We start from the raw sequence: 19,186 nt of genomic DNA on the forward strand, positions 1-19,186 counted from the left end.
GATAGACCGACGGCGACAGGAGATTGGGACATATCATGACGACCATCCGCACGATCGAACAGCTTGCCGAAATCTATGACGGCGTCTCGGAAGCCTCCACCGCGAAGGTAACCGTCGCGCTGACGCCGGGTTACCGCGCGATGATCGAGGCTTCGCCGTTTCTGGCGCTCGCCACGATCGGCCCCGAGGGCATGGACTGCTCGCCACGCGGCGATGCGCAAAGCGTCGTGCGAGTGCAGAACGATAAAACAGTGCTGTTGCCCGACTGGCGCGGCAACAACCGCATCGATTCACTGCAAAACATCGTGCGCGATCCGCGCGTCGCTCTCATGTTCCTCGTTCCCGGCTCCAACACGACCATGCGGATCAATGGCACGGCAGCGGTGTCGATCGATCCCGAGCTGCTCGTAAGCTTCGAAACGGATGGCAAGCATCCGCGCAGCGTCATCGTGGTCGAGATCAACGAGGTCTATTTCCAGTGCGCCCGCGCCTTGATGCGGTCCGAACTCTGGAACCCCGCGCGCTTTCAGGATCCGGCGATGCTGCCGAGCGCAGGCGAGCTTTTACGTCAGGCGAAAGCGAGCTTCGACAAGGAAACCTATGATCGCGAATGGGCGGCCCGCGCCGCCCGGACGATGTGGTAGGCCGGTCTCACAGGGACCGCGTGATGCCGCCGTCGACGCGGATGCTCTGGCCCGTGATATAGCCCGCCCCCTCGGAGGCGAGGAAGGAAACGGTCGCCGCGATCTCGTCGCTTCGGCCGTAGCGGCCCATGGGAACGCGGTCGCGAAAAACGTCCTTCTCCGGAAGGCTGTCGATGAAGCCGGGAAGCACGTTGTTCATCCGCACGTTGTCGGCTGCGAACTGGTCGGCAAAGAGCTTGGTATAAGCGGCAAGACCGGCGCGGAAGACGGAGGACGTCGGGAAGACCGGATCGGGCTCGACGGCACTGAAGCTCGATATGTTGATGACGACGCCGGATTTCTGCGCCCGCATGATGGGGGCGACCAGCCGGACCGGGCGGACCACGTTCATGAAATACACGTCCATGCCGCGCACCCAGTCCTCGTCGGTGATATCCGCCACCGGCGCACGCGGTCCGTGGCCCGCGCTGTTGACGAGAACATCGATGCGGCCCCAGCGCTCCATGGTGCGATCGACCAGCGTTTTCAGGTCCGCGTTCGACTGGTTGGAGCCGGTGACGCCGAGACCGCCGAGCTCCGCGGCCAGCGCTTCGCCCTTGCCCGAGGACGAGAGAATGGCGACCTTGAACCCATCGGCGGCAAGCCGGCGGGCAGCGTCCGCGCCCATGCCGCTTCCACCGGCGGTGATGATGGCGATCTTGTCGGTCATGGCGTCTGCCTTTCGGTTTCGAAGCGCTTTCAAGGTTTATGCCACCCCGCCCGCACGTGGCGAAGTGGTTTTTTCAGCCTCGGCTTCTCGGCATGAGATCAGGCCGGCTGTTGCAGGCGAGCCCGTCCGGCAAAGACGATGACGAGCGCGCCGAGCACGGCCGAGAGGCTGGTGAAGCCGAAGACCGCGGTCGCACCATGGGTATCGACCAGAAGCCCGCCGAGGACGGCGCCGCTGGAGATCGCGATCTGGAAGGTGCTGAGCATCAGCGCCCCGGCGCTTTCCGCCTCGTCGCCGGCCGCCCGCGTCACATAGCTCTGCACGCTGACCGGCAAGGCGCCGAAGGCAAAGCCCCAGAGCGCGGTGGTGACGGCGGCGATGACGGGCGACGCGCCGGCAAGCGCCAGAACCAGCGCCGTGACGGCGATACCGCCTGCGGCAAGCGTGATCGACAGCGACGTGTTCCGCTCCGAGACGAAGCCGCCGAAGATGTTGCCGAGGAATCCGCCGATACCATAGGCGAGCAGGATCGCCGACAGGGCTTCCACGCCGAAGCCCGGAACGGTTTCGAGGTAGTAGCGGATGAAGGTGAAGCCGGCGAAATGACCGGCGACGACCAGAAGCACCGTCAGGAGCCCGACGCGGATGGCCGGACGACGCAGGACGGCGAGCAGCGTCGAAAGCCCGGCGACGCCCTTGGACGGCATGGCCGGAAGGCTGGCCGCCTGCATGACAATGGCGACGACGCCGAGGGCGGCGGAGATGCCGAAGGCGGTTCGCCAGCCATAGGCCTCGCCGATCCAGGCACCGAGCGGCGCCGCGCAGACGGTGGCCAGCGACACGCCGGTCATGATGATGGCCATGGCGCGCGGCATCAGGCGGCCGGGAACGAGACGCATGGCGAGCGCCAGCGACATGGCCCAGAAGCCGCCGAGGCCGATGCCGAGAAGGGCGCGCGACAGCAGAAGCATCGGAAGGCCGCTGGCAACGGCCGCCATCAGGCTCGAGACGATCAGCAGCGCGGTGAGCACGAGCAGCGTGGCGCGACGATCCCAACGGCTCGTTCCGATGACGACCGCCGGTCCGGCAACCGCACCGACAATAGCCGTCATCGTCACCGATTGTCCCGCGGCGCCGACACTGACACCGAGATCGACCGACATCGGGGTCAGCAGGCTGGCGGGAAGAAATTCGGCCGTCACCAGCGCAAAGACGCCGAGGGACAGCGAGACGACGCCGGCCCATGCCGCCTGTTTGACGTCCCCGCTTTCGGGCGCGGACGGGATGTCGTCTTCGATATAACTGTTCATGAGAAAGGTCTCCGGGAGGGATATGACCTATGGTTAAGCGCGACAGGCTGGGGAATCTATGCTAGGAAATCCATAACACATGACCATTCGTCCAAATCGAGGCGCCTCACCATGAGCGATCCGCTGACAGAAATGTTAAAAGGGCTTCGCCTCGATGGCGTCGATTATTGCCGTTGCCAGCCGAATGCGCCGTGGGCCACGGCCTTTCCGAAGCGGGATGCCGCCCAGTTCCATTTTCTTGCCGCCGGCTCCGCCTACTTTCAGGAGCCCTCCGGCGCGTGGAGCGAGCTCTTTCCCGGCGACGCCGTGCTTCTGCCGCGCGGCGATGCGCACGTCATCGCCAGTGGCTCCGACGTGCCGGCCACGCCCGTGGCCGCCCTGCCCCGCAAACCGCTTTGCGATGGCATCGTCGAGCTGGAATGCCGCGGCTCCGACAGCCGGAATGTTCTTTTCTATGCCGTGATGCGCTTCAATGTCGACACGCTTCACCCGCTGCTGCAACTGATGCCGGACGTGATGCGCGCCAGCGATCTCGCGGCGAGCGAGCCGTCCATTCGTCCGCTGCTCGACGCCATGCAGCGCGAGGTCGAGATGAACCGGGTCGGTGCGGGCGGCATCCTGTCGCGTCTGGCCGACGTTCTCACGGCGACCCTGATCCGCACCTGGGTGGAGCATGGCTGCGGTGATTCGACCGGCTGGCTTGCTGCCCTGCGCAATCCCGAGATCGGCCGGGTGCTGGCGGCGATCCATCTCGACCCTGCCCATGACTGGAGCGTCGAGGAACTTGCCCGCCATATGGGTGCCTCACGCTCCGCCTTTGCCCAGCGCTTCGCCGATGTGGTCGGCGAGACCCCTGCCCGTTACGTCGCCCGCATGCGCATGCATCAGGCCCACCAGTGGCTGGGCGAGGGCCAGCGCGTGGCAGCGGTGGCCGAACGGCTCGGCTACGAGTCGGAAGCCTCCTTCAGTCGCGCCTTCAAGCGCATCACCGGCAGCCCGCCGAGTCACGTTCGGGATGTGGCGAAACGTCAGCCACGATCGTCTGAGGCGCAAAGTCCCGCGATGCGGCAAGAGGCCTGATTGGCGCAACGTTCTGCCTGCGCTCAATCAGACGTCGGTCACCGGCCGCTCAGCGTTGCCCGCCGTCCAAAATCTCCGCGACCGTCTGGGCGCAGAGCGCCAGCGAAACCGCGCCGGCATCGCGGTGGCCAATACTGCGCTCGGCAAGGGGACGCGCCCGGCCGAGGCGGGGGGTCAGGGCCCGCGTCTGTTCGGCGGCCGTCGTCGCGGCGGCTGCGGCGCTGTTCCAGGCGCGCGGCAACGATCGTGTTTCGGCAAACTTCGCCTCGAGCGTATCGACGAAGGGCACGAAGGCATCGACCAGCGTCTTGTCGCCGACCTTCGCACCGCCGAGCCGCGTCACAGCAGTCAGCGCCAGCCGCGCTCCGGCAACGACCCCCGCTTCATCGCGGGCTTCGGTGTCCGAGAGTGCCGTGCTCCAGGCACGCAGCAGCACGCCCCAGATCACGCCCGAGGTGCCTCCGGCGCGGTCGGCCCAGGCGTCCGCGGCAGCGGCGAGCACGCTGTGTGCGCCGGCACCTGCCGCAACGGCGGCGTCCGCGGCGGATCGCGCGGCTGTTACGCCGCGCACCATGCCCTGCCCGTGATCGCCGTCCCCGGCCTGCGCGTCGATCCGTCCGAGTTCGGCCTCGGCCGTGTGGAGAACATCGGCCATTTTCCCAAGAATCCCGGCAAGGCAGCGCCCGGTCTTGCGCGAGGCGTCGGATGCTTCCGGGAAGGTGGGCGTTTCCTCAGCCTCTTCCGGGATCGGTTCGGCCAGTCCAGGCTCTTCGCGGCGCACGAGGACGGCGGTTTCGCAGGGCGCGCACCAGAGACGTTCGAGGTCGTCATCGAGCCAGAGCACGCTCAGCGAGCAACCACGCATATCGAGGCTCGTCACGAACTCGCCGACCTCGGGCCGCACGATCTCCAGTCCCGCTGCCGTGAGCCGCGCCGCGATCTGGGGCCAGAGAACGAAGAGCTCCTCATACTTCGTGGCGCCGAGACCGTTGAGCAGCGCGGCGACGCGGGTGCAGTCGGCCGGCCGCTCCGCCAGAAGTCGATGCGTCAAAAGGTCAGCCAGGGCCGAGGCCGGAAGGATCTCGGTCTCGCTGATCCCCGGCTCGCCATGAATGCCGAGTCCGAGCGCCATCCGGCCCTTCGGCACCGTGAACAGCGGTTCGTCCGAGCCCGGAAGGGTGCAGCCGCCGAACGCGACGCCGAAGGATACGGTACGGGCATTGGCATGCTTTGCCACGGCCTCGACGGCGTCGAGCGAGCGCCCCTCCTCGGCGGCCGCACCGGCAATCTTGAAGACGACGAGATCGCCGGCGATCCCGCGGCGGCTCACATGATCGTCGGCCGGGCCGCTCGCCACGTCGTCGGTGACGGGGAGCACGCGGACGTCCAGACCCTCGGCCCGCAGTCGCTCGGCCGCAGCGCCGAAGTTCAGGACGTCGCCGGCATAATTGCCATAACCGAGCAGGACGCCACCGCCACGATGCGCCAGACGGCAGACACGCGCCACGGCGGCGGTCGACGGAGAGGCGAAGACATCGCCCGCAACCGCCGCATCGGCGAGGCCCGGACCGACATAGCCGGCAAAGGCGGGATAGTGTCCCGATCCCCCGCCGACGACGACCGCCACCTTGCCCTCGACGCGCGGCGTCGATCGCACCACGCCGCCCTTCACCGCGCGCACGAAGCGTCCGTAGACGGCGGCATAGCCTTCAAGCGCACTTGCTGCGAACTTGTCCGGCTGATCGTAAATCGTCGTCATGCAGGTCTTCTCCTCCGACCAAAGGCTTTCCCGGTATCCTGGGCCTTGCTCATCTCAATGAGCGAAAACGCCCTCGAAATCCTTGAATCCCTTGACCTCGATCGGGTTCCCGCTCGGGTCGAAGAAGAACATCGTGCGCTGCTCGCCCGGTTCGCCCTCGAAGCGGACGACCGGTGGAATGTCGAAGGCGATGCCGGCCTTTTCAATGCGGCTTGCCAGTTCGAACCAATCGTCCAGCGCCAGCACGACGCCCAGATGCGGCATCATCACCATGTGATCGCCGACCTTTCCGGTGCGCGTGACCGCGAAAGGCGTGCCGAGATGCAGCGAGATCTGGTGGCCGAAGAAGTCGAAATCGACCCAGGTCTCCGTCGATCGGCCTTCCGCGCAACCAAGGACATCGCCGTAGAATCGCCGCGCGGCGTCGAGATCGGTGACGTGATAGGCGAGATGGAAGAGAGAGCGCATGGGGTGTCGATCCTGTCCGTCTTTCGGGGCGGCGCGCGACTCGGGCGCCGCATATCGGCAATATGGACCGGCTTCGCCATAGGCGGCAACATGCGTGCGGGTCCAGACACCCGGTGGCTTGACAGACGGGGGGCGGCAAAGGCATCGCTGCCGGCAGGCGCCTTTCATCAACGCGGCGCCGGCAAGGAACCGGAACCGTGAAGGTGAACGTGAACAGGATCGTCTATCTCGACGGCGCGTGGCTTGAAGAGGCCGAGGCAAAGGTTTCGGTCTTCGACCGCGGGTTTCTCTTTGCCGATGCCGTTTACGAGGTGACCGCCGTCATCGGCGGCAAGCTGATCGATTATGCCGGCCATGCCGCTCGGCTGCAGCGCTCGCTCGGCGAACTCGCCCTTGCCTGTCCGATGGCCCCCGAAGACCTCCTCGCCATCCACCGCGAAATCGTGGCGCGCAATGCGCTCGACGAAGGCCTGATCTATCTGCAGATCTCGCGCGGCCCGGCAGACCGTGACTTCGCGTTCCCGGGCACGGCGAGCCCGACGCTCGTGCTCTTTACGCAGGCGAAAGCCGTGCTCGACAACCCTTACAATCAGACCGGCATCACGGTGATCACCGTGCCCGACCAGCGCTGGGCACGCCGCGATATCAAGACGGTGCAGCTGCTCTACCCCTCCATGGCGAAGATGGAAGCCTTGCGGCAGGGCGCACAGGATGCCTGGCTGGTGGAAGACGGCTTCGTCACGGAGGCGACCTCGGCCAATGCGCATATCGTGACCGTCGAGGGTCGCCTCGTCACGCGACCGTTGTCGCATGCGATCCTCCCCGGCATCACCCGCGCGACCATCGTCGAGCTGGCACGCGCGGCCGGCCTCCCGGTCGAGGAGCGCGCCTTCACGCCGGAAGAGGCGAAACAGGCGAGCGAGGCCTTCGTGACGTCGGCGACGAACTTCGCCCTGCCGGTCGTCTCGATCGACGGCGCAGAGGTCGGCAACGGGCGACCGGGTCCGATCACGGAACGCATGCGCGCGCTTTACATCGCCGAGCGCCTGTCGCTGGCCGAACCTGTCACCTGACAGGGAAGGCCCGGTGTTCCGCGCGGCCTACAAGTCGCGCTCAGCGATGGGTCAGGCAGCGCGCGACGCAGTCTTTCCACCCATCGATGCCCGCCTGACGCGCACCATCGTCATCGCCCGGCTTGAACCGGCGGTCGCATTGCCAGGCTTCGGCAAAGCCGGCCCGATCCGGCCAGAGCCCGGCGCGCGAACCGGCGAGCCACGCCGCACCGAGGATCGTCGTTTCCAGGATCACCGGGCGATCGACAGGGGCCGCGAGAATGTCGGCGAGGCGCTGCATCGTCCAGTCTGACGCGACCATGCCGCCATCGACCCGAAGCACGGTGCGTTCGCCCTTATCGCCCCAGTCCTTCTTCATCGCTTCCAGAAGATCGTGGGTCTGGTAGGCGACGCTTTCCAGTGCGGCACGTGCGAATTCGGCGGGTCCCGTCGCGCGCGTGAGCCCGAAGACGGCGCCACGGGCATCGGGGTCCCAATGCGGCGCGCCCAGGCCGGTGAAGGCCGGCACGAGGTAGACATGCTGGTTCGGGTCAGCGGTCTTTGCCAGTTCCTCGGCCTCCGAGGACTTCGAGATGAAGCCCATCTCGTCGCGAAGCCACTGCACGGCGGCCCCGGCGATGAAAATGGAGCCTTCCAGCGCATAGGTCGTCTTGCCGTCGAGCCGGTAGGCGATCGTCGTCAGGAGGCGGTTGGAGGAGACGACGCGATCCTCGCCCGTGTTCAGAAGCGCGAAACAGCCCGTTCCATAGGTCGATTTCAGCATGCCGGGCTCGAAGCAGGCATTGCCGATGACGGCGGCCTGCTGGTCGCCGGCCACGCCGAGGATCGGAATTTCGGCACCGAAGATTTCGGGATCGGTGATGCCGAAATCGGCGGCGCAATCCTTCACCTCCGGCAGCATGGCGCGGGGAACGGACAGGATGTCGAGAAGCTCGTCGTCGAAGCGGTTCTCGGAGATATCGTATAGCAGCGTGCGCGAGGCGTTGGTGGCGTCGGTCACATGGACGCGGCCGCCGGTGAGCTTGTAGATCAGCCAGCTGTCGATGGTGCCGAAACACACCTCGCCCTTTTCGGCGCGGGCGCGCAGGCCCTCCACCGTATCGAGCAGCCAGGCGAGTTTCGTGCCGGAAAAATACGGATCGATCAGAAGGCCGGTCTTTTCCGTGAACAACGGCTCAAGCCCGCGCGCCTTCAAGTCGTCGCAGAAGCGCGCCGTGCGTCGGTCCTGCCAGACGATGGCGCGATGGACGGGCTTGCCGGTCTCGCGGTCCCAGACGACGATCGTCTCGCGTTGATTGGTAATGCCGATCGCCTTGATATCGGCGGCGGTGATTCCGGCCTTCTCGATCGCCTTGCGGCTGGTCGAGAGCACGCTCTCCCAGATCTCGTCGGCATCGTGTTCGACCCAGCCGGAATCGGGAAAGAACTGCTGGAATTCCTGGCCCGAAACCCCGGCAATCGTCATGTTCGCGTCGAAGATCATCGATCGGGTGGATGTCGTGCCCTGGTCGATCGCCAAGATATAACCGCTCATTCGTCCTCGTCTCCCCCTCGACCCTGCAGGTGCCTGTACCGTCACCTGCAATAAGAGGCCGGGGCGCATGGTGCGCCCCGGCCCTTTTCTACCGTTTCAGGCCTACTTCTGCCAGCTCTTGACGAGCTCGTCATAGTTGACCGTGATCGGCTTTTCCTTCTCGTTCTCGATCTTCAGCTGCGGTGCGAGGTTGCCCTTTTCTGCCGCATCCTTGTTCCAGTATTCGATATCGTGTTCCTCGGCGAGGTTCGGACCGATATCGCCCTGGACGCCGGCACGCTGCAGGCGTTGGAGAACCTTTTCCTGTTCGGCGCAGAGCGAGTCCATCGCTTCCTGCGGCGTCTTGTTGCCAGCGGCGGCATCGCCGATCGCCTGCCACCAGAGCTGTGCCAGCTTCGGGTAGTCCGGAACGTTGGTGCCGGTCGGCGACCACTGGACACGGGCCGGCGAGCGATAGAATTCGACGAGACCGCCGAGTTCGGGCGCACGCTTGGTGAAGCTCTTGTCCTGGATGGTCGATTCGCGGATGAAGGTCAGGCCGACATGGCTCTTCTTCACGTCCACGGTCTTCGAGGTCACGAACTGTGCGTAGAGCCAGGCGGCCTGCGCGTTCTTTTCCGGCGTGGACTTCATCAGCGTCCAGGAACCCACGTCCTGATAGCCGAGCTTCATGCCGTCCTTCCAGTAGACGCCATGCGGCGACGGTGCCATGCGCCACTTCGGCGTGCCGTCCTCGTTGACGACGGGCAGGCCCTTCTTGACGGCATCGGCGGTGAAGGCCGTGTACCAGAAGATCTGCTGGGCGACGGTGCCCTGTGCGGGAACCGGGCCGGCTTCGCCAAAAGTCATGCCCTGGGCTTCCGGCGGTGCGTAGGCCTTCAACCAGTCGAGGTACTTGACGATGGAGTAGACGGCGGCCGGGCCGTTGGTATCGCCGCCGCGCGCGACGCAGGAGCCGACCGGCTGGGACTTCTCGTTGACCTTGATGCCCCATTCGTCGACGGGCAGACCGTTCGGCAGGCCCTTGTCGCCGTTGCCGGCCATAGACAGCCAGGCATCGGTGAAGCGCCAGCCGAGCGACGGGTCCTTCTTGCCGTAGTCCATGTGGCCATAGACCTTCTTGCCGTCGATTTCGCGACCGGTGAAGAACTCGGCGATATCCTCATAGGCAGACCAGTTGACGGGAACGCCGAGGTCGTAGCCGTACTTCGCCTTGAAGTCCGCCTTGTTCTTCTCGTCGTTGAACCAGTCGTACCGGAACCAGTAGAGGTTGGCGAACTGCTGGGTCGGAAGCTGGTAGAGCTTCTTGTCCGGCGCGGTCGTGAACGAGGTACCGATGAAGTCCTTGATGTCGAGCGTCGGGGACGTCACGTCCTTGCCTTCGCCGGCCATCCAGTCGGTCAGGTTGCGCACTTGCTGGTAGCGCCAATGCGTGCCGATGAGGTCGCTGTCGTTGACGTAGGCGTCGTAGATGTTTTCGCCGGACTGCATCTGCGTCTGCAGTTTTTCGACGACGTCTCCTTCGCCGATCAGGTCGTGCGTGACCTTGATGCCGGTGATGTCGGTGAAGGCCTTGGCGAGCGTCTTCGACTCGTATTCATGCGTCGTCAGGGTTTCGGAAACGACCTTGATCTCCATGCCGGCAAAAGGCTTCGCCGCATCGATGAACCACTGCATTTCCTTTTCCTGGTCGGCGCGCGAGAGCGTCGAGAGATCGCCGATCTCGGCGTCCAGGAACGTCTTTGCCTCGTCCATGCCCGCATAAGCGGAGCCTGTTAGAGCCAGCAGCATGGCTGCCGTCGATGTTAAAAGGTGCCGTCGCATGCGTAGTCCTCCCTTTGAGATATCTGCGATTGCTGTCACGGGCGCCCCGGACCTCCCCTGGGCTTGCCCGTCTCGTTCACGTGCCTCAGACCAGCTTGAAAACGCCGACGGCGTAGACAACGGACAGGGCAAGAGCCCACCACACGTTGGGGCCGATGAGCCCCAGCCATGCAAGGTGAATGAAGGCGCTGCCGAGCAGCGACACGAAGAGGCGGTCCCCCCGTGTCGTCTCGAAGCGCAGGATGCCGACGCGCGGATTGCCGCCGGGCGAAAGGAATTCCCAGACGCCCATGCCGATGAGCAGCACAAGGATCGTCACGAAGAACAGGACCGTCGGCAGCGTCCACGCCATCCAGGAGAAGTTCATGTCGGTCTCCTTACACGCGGCCGAGGGCAAAGCCCTTGGCGATGTAGTTGCGGACGAAGTAGATGACGATGGCGCCGGGGATGATGGTGAGCACGCCGGCTGCGGCCAGCACGCCCCAGTCCATACCCGAGGCGGACACGGTGCGCGTCATGATCGCGGCGATCGGCTTTGCGTCCGTCGTCGTCAGCGTCCGGGCGATCAGAAGCTCGACCCAGGAGAACATGAAGCAGAAGAACGCAGCCACGCCGATGCCGGAGGCGATCAGGGGAATGTAGATCTTCACGAAGAAGCGGGGGAACGAGTAACCGTCGATATAGGCGGTCTCGTCGATCTCCTTCGGCACGCCCGACATGAAGCCTTCGAGGATCCAGACGGCGAGCGGCACGTTGAACAGGCAATGTGCCAGCGCCACGGCGATGTGCGTATCGATGAGGCCGAAGGCCGAATAGAGCTGGAAGAACGGCAGGGCGAAAACGGCCGGCGGCGCCATGCGGTTGGTGAGCAGCCAGAAGAACAGGTGCTTGTCGCCGAGGAACCGATAGCGCGAGAAAGCGTAGGCTGCGGGAAGCGCCGCAAGCACCGAGATCACCGTGTTCATGACGACATAGATGATCGAGTTGATATAGCCCTTGTACCAGGACGGATCGGTGAAGATCACCGCATAGTTCCGCAAGGTCGGCTGATGCGGATAGAGCGAAAAGGTGCTGGTGATCTCCATGTTCGTCTTGAAGCTCATATTGACGAGCCAGTAGATCGGCAGCAGCAGGAAGACGATGTAGAGCGTCGGCACCAGCCAGGACAGGCGAATGCCTGTCGACTGCGCCGCGACGCGGCTTTCCGTCGTTGAAGTCGGCGTGTTGATGGCCGGATCGGTCATTGCGGTGGTCATGGTTTCTCCTCCCTCCCCGGATCAGTTCTGCGCGTCGCTGGTGGTCATCACGGTGTAGAAGATCCAGGAGAGCAGCAGGATGATGAGGAAGTAGATGAGCGAGAGGGCGGCGGCCGGCCCGAGGTCGAACTGCCCGATGGCGGTCTTGACGAGGTCAATCGACAGGAAGGTCGTGGAGTTGCCGGGGCCACCGCCGGTGATGACGAAGGGCTCGGTGTAGATCATGAAGCTGTCCATGAAGCGGAGCAGGAAGGCGATCAGCAGCACGCGCTTCATCTTCGGCAGCTGGATGTAGCGGAACACGGACCAGCGCGAGGCGCCGTCGATCTTCGCCGCCTGATAATAGGCGTCCGGGATCGACACGAGGCCGGCATAGCAGAGCAGCACGACGAGGCTCGTCCAGTGCCAGACGTCCATGACGATCAGCGTGACCCAGGCATCGAAGACGTTGTTGACGTAGTTATAAGGGATGCCGAGAGCTGCGAGCGTATAGCCGAGCAGGCCGATATCGACGCGTCCGAAGACCTGCCAGATCGTGCCGACCACGTTCCACGGAATGAGCAGCGGCAGCGACATCAGGATGAGGCAGACCGGCACGCCAAGGCCCTTTTTCGGCATGTTCAGCGCGATCAGGATGCCGAGCGGGATCTCGATCGACAGGATGATGACCGAGAACAAGAGGTTCCGCTGCAGCGCATCCCAGAAGCGGGACGAATGCAGCACCTGAATGAACCAGTCCGTGCCGGCCCAGAAGAATTCGTTGTTTCCGAACGTATCCTGAACCGAATAGTTGACGACGGTCATCAGCGGGATGACGGCGGAGAAGGCGACCAGCACCAGCACCGGCAGCACCATGAACCAGGCCTTGTTGTTCCAGGTCTTTTCCATGGCTCAGGCCCTCCCGTTGGCAAGCGACGGATCGGAGACCCGCCAGCTGTCGGCATAGATGTTGACGGCTGCGGGATCGAAGGTGATGCGCGGCTCCGACGGGATCTCGCCGTTCTCTCCGAGCACGATCGCCATCGGCCGGTCGGCGAACAGCGCGCGAACGATCTTGTGGCGGCCGATATCCTCGACCTTGGAGATCGTCACCGGCATGCCCTCGCGGCCGAGCCGCACGAATTCCGGACGGATGCCGAGCTCGACCTTGGCGCCGCTCGCGATCTCGGGCCTGAAGCCCAGCGCAACCTGCCCGCCGCCGAGATCGGCGGTCGTTCCATCGATGCGCGCCGGAATGACGTTCATGCCCGGCGAGCCGATGAAGTAACCGACGAAGGTGTGGCGCGGCCGCTCGAACAGCTCCGCCGGCGTGCCGATCTGCACGATCTCGCCGTCATACATCACCACCACCTTGTCGGCGAAGGTGAGTGCTTCCGTCTGGTCGTGCGTGACATAGACCATGGTGAAGCCGAACTGCTTGTGCAGGCGCTTCAGCTGCGAGCGCAGCACCCACTTCATATGCGGATCGATGACGGTCAGCGGCTCGTCGAAAAGGATGGCGCTGACATCGTTGCGCACGAGGCCGCGACCGAGCGAGATCTTCTGCTTCTGGTCGGCCGTCAAGCCGCGGGCGGTCTTCTTCGCCCAGGACGAGAGATCGATCATCTCGAGGATTTCCTTGACCCGGCGATCGACCTCGGGTTCCGGAACGCGGCGGTTGCGCAAGGGGAAGGCCAGATTGTCGTAGACGGTCATCGTGTCGTAGATCACCGGGAACTGGAACACCTGCGCGATGTTGCGGTCCTGCGTCGGCAGATTGGTGACGTCGCGCCCGTCGAACAGGATGCGGCCTTCCGACGGCGAGACGAGGCCGGAAATGATGTTGAGCAGCGTGGTCTTGCCGCAGCCGGAGGGGCCGAGCAGCGCATAGGCGCCGCCGTCGTCCCAGTCGTGATGGACTTCCTTCAGCGAGTAGTCGGCCGGCGATTTCGGGTTCGGCCCGTAGGCGTGGCGGATATGGTCGAGGCTGATGCGGGCCATGTCTGTCTCCTCACGCCGCTCTGTCGAGACGGCCGTCGATGGCGCGTCCGTCGGTGGAAAAGGCCATGAGATGGCGCGTGTCGAGCATCAGGTTCACGGCCGTCTCCGGCTCGATCATGCGAATACCGGGCTCCAGCATCACCCACCGGGCGCCGGCGCACTCCACATGCACGAAGCTTTCCGAACCGGCGATCTCGCTGATGATGATGCGGGCCGGAAGCACGGCCGCGGCTTGCGAGCTTGCGTCCAGGGACAGATGATAGGGGTGGAAGCCGATGGTGCACGGGCCGTCGGCGATGCTCCGCAGATGGGCGGGAACCGGCAGCAGCGGCGTGCCGTCCTGCAGGAAGCTTTCGCCCGATTTCACCACGGCCAGCGTGTTGAGCGGTGGATCGGCAAAGGTCTTGGCCGTGACGAGATCGGCCGGCCGGCGGTAGACCTCGATGGTCGGGCCGAACTGGCTGATCGTCCCCTGATGCATGGTGGCGGTATGGCCGCCGAGCAGCAGTGCCTCGCCCGGCTCGGTCGTCGCATAGACGAAGATGGCGCCGGAGGCTGCGAAAATCTTTGGCAATTCTTCGCGCAGTTCCTCGCGCAGCTTGTAATCAAGGTTGGCGAGCGGCTCGTCGAGAAGGACGAGGCTCGCATTCTTGACGATCGCCCGCGCAAGCGCCGTGCGCTGCTGCTGGCCACCGGACAGATTGAGCGGCGTGCGGCCGAGATAGGGCGTCAGCTTCATCAGCTCCGCGGCCTTCTTGACCTCGCGGTCGATGGTGGCCGCATCCTTGCCGGCGATCCGCATCGGCGAAGCGATGTTTTCGTAAACCGTCATGGCGGGATAGTTGATGAACTGCTGGTAGACCATGGCAACCGAGCGATCCTGCACGCGAATGCCGGTCACGTCCTTGCCATCGAAGCGGATCGTGCCGGATGTCGGCTTGTCGAGCCCTGCCATCAACCGCATCAGGGAGGTCTTGCCGGACAAGGTCGGCCCAAGCAGTACGTTCAGCGAACCGCGCTGCAGCACGAGGTTCGTCGGGTGGATATGCGTATCCGCTCCCACGACCTTGGTGATATCCGTCAGTTCCAGCATGTCTTTCCTCCCAGCCCTCGCTTCCCCACCTTCGGCGCTCCCTCCTTGGAGCAGCCTCAGGCGACGCAGCGCGCCGTCAATTCCTGCATGTCGTCCGCGAGCGCGCTCGCCTCGGTCTTCGTGAGATTCAGCCCGAGCTTCGTGCGGCGCCAGAGGATATCCTCCGCCGTGCGCGCCCACTCCTGCTCGATCAGATAGCGAACCTCAGCTTCGTAGAGATCCGCGCCATAATGCCGCCCGAGCGCCTCGATCGATTCCGCGTTGCAGATGATCTTCCGGGCCAGCGTTCCGTAGAGCCGGACCAGCCGCCTTGCGTGGCGATCGGTGAGAAAGGCGGCTCGGGATTTCAGTTCCGCCACCTGGGCCTCGTACCCCGTCGGCGCGAAATCGCCACCCGGAAGCGTGCTCTTGGCCGTCCAGGGCGAGCCCTTGCTGCCGATCGCCTCGCCGATTTTTTCGAGTGCATGCTCGGCAAGGCGGCGATAGGTGGTGAGCTTGCCGCCGAAGACGTTGAGCAGGGGCGCCGCGCCATCCTCGCCCTCGACCTTCAGCACGTAGTCGCGCGTCGCTTCCTGCGCCTTCGAGGCGCCGTCGTCGAACAGCGGGCGCACACCGGAATAGCTCCAGACGATGTCTTCGCGACGCACCGGCTCGGCGAAATACTCGCTCGCCGCTTTGCACAGATAGTCCGTTTCGGCGTCGGTAATGCGGATGTCCTTGGGGTCGCCGGTGAAATCCTGGTCCGTGGTGCCGATCAGCGTGAAATCGCGCTCATAGGGGATGGCGAAGATGATGCGGCCGTCGGGGTTCTGGAAGAAATACGCCCTGGGATCGTTGAATTTCTGGCGAATGACGATGTGGCTGCCCTGGACGAGACGGACATTGTGGACCTGATTCTTGCCAACCGCATTGGACAGCACCCGATCGACCCATGGACCGGCCGCGTTGATCAGCATACGGGAGGTGACGCGCCGCAAAGGGCCGCCCTTGCCGTCCTGAATATCGATCGCCCAGAGCGCGCCCTCCCGGCGGGCCGAGATGACGCGGCTGCGCGACAGGATCTCGGCGCCACGATTGGCGGCGTCGCGGGCATTCAACACCACGAGGCGGGCATCATCCACCCAGCCATCCGAATATTCGAAGGCCTTGGTGAACAGCGGCTTCAGCGGCTTTCCGGCGGGATCGCGCCGCATGTCGAGGGTCTTCGTCGCCGGCAGGAGCTTGCGCCCGCCGATATGGTCGTAGAGGAAGAGGCCGAGGCGGATGAGCCAGGCCGGGCGAATGCCGCCCTTGTGGAACGGCAGAACGAAGCGCATCGGCCAGATGATGTGCGGGGCCATGGCCCAGAGCACTTCGCGCTCCATCAGGGATTCGCGGACGAGCCGGAACTCGTAATGCTCGAGATAGCGCAGGCCGCCATGGATGAGCTTTGTGGCACCGGACGAGGTGCCCGAAGCGAAATCGTTCATCTCGGCAAGGCCGACCGAATATCCGCGACCGATGGCATCACGCGCGATGCCGCAGCCGTTGATCCCGCCACCGATGACGAAGATATCGAATGGTTCCTGCCCTGCCATAGTTCTCCACCCCTTTCGCAATGCAGCATAAGAGCGCATCTGCGAAACAAGATCATCTAAAGCGAAATCGAAACGAATGTCAAATGAAAGTGAATGTAAATTGATGCTTTCGGACTGGAAAAGGCGTCAAGCCGTCTCCATCAGCTCGACTTTGTGCTCGCGACAGATGGCGCGGACGCTGTCGGAGGGGCAGCGGTCGGTGATGAACGTATCGACCTGGGAGATATGGCCGATGCGGACCGGTGCCGTGCGATCGAACTTGGACGAATCGGACACCAGAATTACATGGCGCGCATTGGCGATGATGGCCTGCGCGACTTTGACCTCGCGGAAGTCGTAGTCGAGCAAGGCGCCGTCCTCATCGATGGCGGAGACGCCGATGATCGCGAAATCGACCTTGAACTGGCGGATGAAATCGACCGCCGCCTCGCCGACGATGCCGCCGTCCGAGCCCCGGACCACGCCCCCGGCAATGACCACCTCGATCTGCGGATAGACCCGCAATCGATTGGCAACATTGATATTATTGGTGATCACCATCAGTGATGCATGGTCGACCAGCGCGTCGCCCACCGTTTCGGTCGTCGTGCCGATATTGATGAAGAGCGAGGCGTTGTCGGGAATGAGGGCTGCGGCGGCCCGGCCGATCGCCTGCTTCTCCAGCGCGGCCATCGACCGGCGCTCCTCATACTCGACGTTTTCATTGCCCCGCGGGAAGACCGCGCCGCCATGGATGCGGTTCAATGTCCGCCCGTCACAGAGGTCGTTCAGATCCTTTCGGATCGTCTGGGGCGACACGGAAAAACGGAGCGCAAGATCCTCGACCAGAACGCGGCCCTGCTCGCGTGCAATGGACACGATCTCGCTCTGGCGCGATGATAGCAGCACGGTTTCCTCCTCTTTCGTTTTCTTCAGTCTAGGCAGAAAACGAAAGGAGCACAATCGGCCGCGTTAGCCGCGTGCGAGAACGGCTTCGATCTCGTCGAGAGACGGCATGGCTGGCGCCGTTCCGCGCCGCGTCACCGAGATGCCGGCCGTGGCGCAGCCGAAGCGCACGGCGTCCAGGGGATCGCGCCCGACGGACAATGCGGCCGAGAAGCCACCGACGAAAGCATCGCCTGCACCCGTCGTATCGATGACGGGCCCGACGCTGAAAACCGGGAGGTGAACCGACTGCCCGGACGTGTGCAGTAGCACGCCGCGACCGCCGAGCGTGATCACAGCCGCCCGCGCACCGCGCTTCATCAAGGCGTCGCCCGCGCGCCGCGCATCGTCGAGCGTTTCGATGCCAAAGCCGACGAGAGCCGCCGCCTCGGTTTCGTTCGGTATGATGTAGTCGCTCAAACCATAGAGCGCGTCGGGAAAGGTCTCGGCCGGCGCAGGATTGAAAAGGGTAACGACACCGGCGCCGCGCGCGATTTCCAGCGCCCGCTGCGCGGCCGCCACCGGCTGCTCCAACTGGGTGACGAAAACGGTGGAACCCTCGATCGTCGCGCGCGCCGCCTCGACATCCTCGACGGCGATCGTGCCGGCCGCGCCGGGATAGACGATGATCGCATTGTCGCCGTTGCTGTCATTGACGTAGATGAAGGCCGCGCCGGTCGGTTCCGTCTCCATGACGGTCAGAATCGGCGTGACGCCAGCTTCCGCATAAGTTTTTTGCGCGAGATCGCCGAAGGTATCGCGACCGATCTTCGAGATGAAGGACACAGCAGCACCCGCCCTCGCTGCCGCGACTGCCTGATTGGAGCCTTTTCCGCCCGGCCCGACGGCAAATCCGCTGCCGCGGATCGTCTCGCCGATCACCGGCATGCGGGCCGCGAGGTAGGCCGTGTCGGCCACGAAAATACCGAGAATGGATACGCCGTTCTTCACTTCAGTCTCCTCACCCTATCGTCCCAACCAGCGACGCGCCCAAGCGATCGGGCGTCTCCTCTCCCGATCGCTCGCGCCCGCCAGCCTGCGGGGTCCGTCGATCCGCGCCTCTGCGGAACCTATTCCTTGTTCTTCGCTGCAGCGTCCTTCATCTCGGCGCGGAGCGTCGCATTGACCCGCTCCTGCCAGCCCGGTCCGCCCGCCTGGAAGTGTGCGAGAACATCGCTATCGATTTTCAGCGTGACCATCTCCCGGGTCTTCGGAACGAGCTGACGCTCGACGGCCGGCGCGACCGGCTTCTTGACGGGTTTGAACAGCGCTTCGGCTGCATCCTTGGCGCTCATGGGCCGGCGGGGGGTGATCGCCATCAATCGTGTCCTCGTGTGGAATGTAAAACGCGACACTAGCAGCAATTCCGCATTGCGGTCATGGAATCGACGGCGTTTCGAAAACGTCCACAAGCGATTTCGCGGACACGCTCACCGACAGGTTGCGTCCGTTTCGCAGTTCTATGACAGTATTTCGGAGCCTCCTCTTTGTTATTCTGTGTGCGCCCTCCCGCATTTTTGCCTGCCGCGTTTGACAAACCGTGTCTTCTGCCGTACACGGTGTTCATCGATACTTTGTTTGCAGATCGTTTTTTTGCTGCGCCTCGCGCCTCGTGATAAAATCCCCTCTCAAAAGTCGACAGAAATCCTGCCATGCGTCGTATGGTGGGCAACGAATATTGCACTGAAAGGGTTTGTCATGACCACAGGCACCGTAAAATGGTTCAACGCCACCAAGGGCTTCGGCTTCATCCAGCCGGACGACGGCTCTGCTGACGTTTTCGTCCACATCTCGGCCGTCGAACGCGCTGGAATGCGCGAAATCGTCGAAGGCCAGAAGCTCGGCTTCGAGCTCGAGAAGGACCGCAAGTCGGGCAAGATGTCCGCCGGTTCGCTCCAGGCGGCTTAAGTCTTTCGCTCCCCCTGACCGCGGATGTACCGGCAGTGGAAGCATGA

19 protein-coding genes are annotated in these 19,186 nt (G+C 64.1%); 4 read left to right on the plus strand and 15 right to left on the minus strand.

Features of this window, described 5'->3' with window-relative positions; genetic code table 11:
- The first annotated feature begins 35 nt into the window (after nucleotides 1-35).
- The gene (locus C8J36_RS18725; RefSeq protein ID WP_132536902.1) at nucleotides 36-644 is read left to right on the plus strand and encodes a pyridoxamine 5'-phosphate oxidase family protein; all 609 of its coding nucleotides are present in this window, start codon (nucleotides 36-38) and stop codon (nucleotides 642-644) included.
- A 7-nt stretch (nucleotides 645-651) separates the two neighbouring features.
- Here the strand turns inward: C8J36_RS18725 and C8J36_RS18730 are convergent, their stop codons facing one another.
- Nucleotides 652-1,353 carry an SDR family oxidoreductase gene (locus C8J36_RS18730; RefSeq protein WP_132536903.1) on the minus strand — a complete coding sequence of 234 codons (702 nt, stop codon included), beginning with the start codon at nucleotides 1,351-1,353 and terminating at the stop codon, nucleotides 652-654.
- A gap of 98 nt (nucleotides 1,354-1,451) precedes the next feature.
- The gene (locus tag C8J36_RS18735) at nucleotides 1,452-2,663 is read right to left on the minus strand and encodes an MFS transporter (RefSeq protein ID WP_132536904.1); all 1,212 of its coding nucleotides are present in this window, start codon (nucleotides 2,661-2,663) and stop codon (nucleotides 1,452-1,454) included.
- Between the two features lie 111 nt (nucleotides 2,664-2,774).
- On the opposite strand from C8J36_RS18735, the gene C8J36_RS18740 reads away from it, so the two are divergent.
- Nucleotides 2,775-3,743, plus strand: coding sequence for an AraC family transcriptional regulator (locus C8J36_RS18740; protein WP_132536905.1), 969 nt, complete (start codon nucleotides 2,775-2,777; stop codon nucleotides 3,741-3,743).
- 49 nt (nucleotides 3,744-3,792) lie between these two features.
- Here C8J36_RS18740 and C8J36_RS18745 read toward each other — a convergent pair whose 3' ends face one another.
- Together C8J36_RS18745 and C8J36_RS18750 are read right to left on the minus strand one after the other, a co-directional pair.
- On the minus strand, nucleotides 3,793-5,502 hold the full coding sequence (locus tag C8J36_RS18745; RefSeq protein ID WP_132536906.1) for a dihydroxyacetone kinase family protein: 1,710 nt from the start codon (nucleotides 5,500-5,502) through the stop codon (nucleotides 3,793-3,795).
- Between the two features lie 54 nt (nucleotides 5,503-5,556).
- Nucleotides 5,557-5,970: a VOC family protein gene (locus C8J36_RS18750; RefSeq protein WP_062596992.1), complete on the minus strand. Its 414-nt coding sequence runs from the start codon at nucleotides 5,968-5,970 to the stop codon at nucleotides 5,557-5,559.
- Nucleotides 5,971-6,173: 203 nt separating this feature from the next.
- Here C8J36_RS18750 and C8J36_RS18755 point away from each other — a divergent pair, with 203 nt between their 5' ends.
- A complete protein-coding gene (locus tag C8J36_RS18755; RefSeq protein WP_245506636.1) occupies nucleotides 6,174-7,043 on the plus strand; it encodes a D-amino-acid transaminase in 870 nt (289 codons plus the stop codon).
- A 40-nt stretch (nucleotides 7,044-7,083) separates the two neighbouring features.
- Here C8J36_RS18755 and glpK read toward each other — a convergent pair whose 3' ends face one another.
- The 11 genes from glpK to C8J36_RS18810 all read right to left on the minus strand — a co-directional run bounded on the left by glpK (nucleotide 7,084) and on the right by C8J36_RS18810 (nucleotide 18,550).
- Entirely contained in the window at nucleotides 7,084-8,577 is a 1,494-nt protein-coding gene (gene glpK / locus C8J36_RS18760) for a glycerol kinase GlpK (RefSeq protein WP_132536907.1), read from the minus strand.
- A gap of 102 nt (nucleotides 8,578-8,679) precedes the next feature.
- Nucleotides 8,680-10,401 carry an ABC transporter substrate-binding protein gene (locus C8J36_RS18765; RefSeq protein ID WP_062596990.1) on the minus strand — a complete coding sequence of 574 codons (1,722 nt, stop codon included), beginning with the start codon at nucleotides 10,399-10,401 and terminating at the stop codon, nucleotides 8,680-8,682.
- A gap of 85 nt (nucleotides 10,402-10,486) precedes the next feature.
- Nucleotides 10,487-10,768: a DUF2160 domain-containing protein gene (locus tag C8J36_RS18770; protein ID WP_062596989.1), complete on the minus strand. Its 282-nt coding sequence runs from the start codon at nucleotides 10,766-10,768 to the stop codon at nucleotides 10,487-10,489.
- A 10-nt stretch (nucleotides 10,769-10,778) separates the two neighbouring features.
- Nucleotides 10,779-11,645, minus strand: coding sequence for a carbohydrate ABC transporter permease (locus C8J36_RS18775; protein ID WP_245506637.1), 867 nt, complete (start codon nucleotides 11,643-11,645; stop codon nucleotides 10,779-10,781).
- Between the two features lie 33 nt (nucleotides 11,646-11,678).
- A complete protein-coding gene (locus C8J36_RS18780) occupies nucleotides 11,679-12,545 on the minus strand; it encodes a sugar ABC transporter permease (RefSeq protein ID WP_132536908.1) in 867 nt (288 codons plus the stop codon).
- A gap of 3 nt (nucleotides 12,546-12,548) precedes the next feature.
- Nucleotides 12,549-13,637 carry an ABC transporter ATP-binding protein gene (locus tag C8J36_RS18785; protein ID WP_132536909.1) on the minus strand — a complete coding sequence of 363 codons (1,089 nt, stop codon included), beginning with the start codon at nucleotides 13,635-13,637 and terminating at the stop codon, nucleotides 12,549-12,551.
- Between the two features lie 10 nt (nucleotides 13,638-13,647).
- Nucleotides 13,648-14,730: an ABC transporter ATP-binding protein gene (locus C8J36_RS18790; RefSeq protein ID WP_062596986.1), complete on the minus strand. Its 1,083-nt coding sequence runs from the start codon at nucleotides 14,728-14,730 to the stop codon at nucleotides 13,648-13,650.
- Between the two features lie 56 nt (nucleotides 14,731-14,786).
- Nucleotides 14,787-16,307, minus strand: a complete 1,521-nt coding sequence (locus tag C8J36_RS18795; RefSeq protein ID WP_132536910.1) for a glycerol-3-phosphate dehydrogenase — start codon at nucleotides 16,305-16,307, stop codon at nucleotides 14,787-14,789.
- A gap of 126 nt (nucleotides 16,308-16,433) precedes the next feature.
- Nucleotides 16,434-17,195, minus strand: coding sequence for a DeoR/GlpR family DNA-binding transcription regulator (locus C8J36_RS18800; protein WP_062596984.1), 762 nt, complete (start codon nucleotides 17,193-17,195; stop codon nucleotides 16,434-16,436).
- Between the two features lie 63 nt (nucleotides 17,196-17,258).
- Complete coding sequence (gene rbsK, locus C8J36_RS18805; RefSeq protein ID WP_132536911.1) at nucleotides 17,259-18,182, minus strand: ribokinase; 924 nt, start codon at nucleotides 18,180-18,182, stop codon at nucleotides 17,259-17,261.
- A gap of 119 nt (nucleotides 18,183-18,301) precedes the next feature.
- Nucleotides 18,302-18,550, minus strand: coding sequence for a BrnA antitoxin family protein (locus C8J36_RS18810; RefSeq protein ID WP_062596982.1), 249 nt, complete (start codon nucleotides 18,548-18,550; stop codon nucleotides 18,302-18,304).
- Between the two features lie 379 nt (nucleotides 18,551-18,929).
- Here C8J36_RS18810 and C8J36_RS18815 point away from each other — a divergent pair, with 379 nt between their 5' ends.
- The gene (locus C8J36_RS18815) at nucleotides 18,930-19,139 is read left to right on the plus strand and encodes a cold-shock protein (protein ID WP_062478651.1); all 210 of its coding nucleotides are present in this window, start codon (nucleotides 18,930-18,932) and stop codon (nucleotides 19,137-19,139) included.
- The last annotated feature ends 47 nt before the right edge of the window (nucleotides 19,140-19,186 follow it).

This window comes from Rhizobium sp. PP-F2F-G48 (assembly GCF_004342335.1).
Taxonomy (GTDB): domain Bacteria; phylum Pseudomonadota; class Alphaproteobacteria; order Rhizobiales; family Rhizobiaceae; genus Ferranicluibacter.

Bases quoted from the DNA above. Each gene is read 5' to 3' on its own strand.
- C8J36_RS18730 (WP_132536903.1), bottom strand. From the start codon at position 1,353: ATGACCGACAAGATCGCCATCATCACCGCCGGTGGAAGCGGCATGGGC.
- C8J36_RS18810 (WP_062596982.1), bottom strand. From the start codon at position 18,550: ATGGCGATCACCCCCCGCCGGCCCATGAGCGCCAAGGATGCAGCCGAA.
- C8J36_RS18790 (WP_062596986.1), bottom strand. From the start codon at position 14,730: ATGCTGGAACTGACGGATATCACCAAGGTCGTGGGAGCGGATACGCAT.
- C8J36_RS18725 (WP_132536902.1), top strand. From the start codon at position 36: ATGACGACCATCCGCACGATCGAACAGCTTGCCGAAATCTATGACGGC.
- C8J36_RS18780 (WP_132536908.1), bottom strand. From the start codon at position 12,545: ATGGAAAAGACCTGGAACAACAAGGCCTGGTTCATGGTGCTGCCGGTG.
- glpK (WP_132536907.1), bottom strand. From the start codon at position 8,577: ATGAGCGGTTATATCTTGGCGATCGACCAGGGCACGACATCCACCCGA.
- C8J36_RS18765 (WP_062596990.1), bottom strand. From the start codon at position 10,401: ATGCGACGGCACCTTTTAACATCGACGGCAGCCATGCTGCTGGCTCTA.
- C8J36_RS18795 (WP_132536910.1), bottom strand. From the start codon at position 16,307: ATGGCAGGGCAGGAACCATTCGATATCTTCGTCATCGGTGGCGGGATC.
- C8J36_RS18815 (WP_062478651.1), top strand. From the start codon at position 18,930: ATGACCACAGGCACCGTAAAATGGTTCAACGCCACCAAGGGCTTCGGC.
- C8J36_RS18735 (WP_132536904.1), bottom strand. From the start codon at position 2,663: ATGAACAGTTATATCGAAGACGACATCCCGTCCGCGCCCGAAAGCGGG.
- C8J36_RS18740 (WP_132536905.1), top strand. From the start codon at position 2,775: ATGAGCGATCCGCTGACAGAAATGTTAAAAGGGCTTCGCCTCGATGGC.
- C8J36_RS18785 (WP_132536909.1), bottom strand. From the start codon at position 13,637: ATGGCCCGCATCAGCCTCGACCATATCCGCCACGCCTACGGGCCGAAC.
- C8J36_RS18775 (WP_245506637.1), bottom strand. From the start codon at position 11,645: ATGACCGATCCGGCCATCAACACGCCGACTTCAACGACGGAAAGCCGC.
- C8J36_RS18745 (WP_132536906.1), bottom strand. From the start codon at position 5,502: ATGACGACGATTTACGATCAGCCGGACAAGTTCGCAGCAAGTGCGCTT.
- C8J36_RS18770 (WP_062596989.1), bottom strand. From the start codon at position 10,768: ATGAACTTCTCCTGGATGGCGTGGACGCTGCCGACGGTCCTGTTCTTC.
- C8J36_RS18750 (WP_062596992.1), bottom strand. From the start codon at position 5,970: ATGCGCTCTCTCTTCCATCTCGCCTATCACGTCACCGATCTCGACGCC.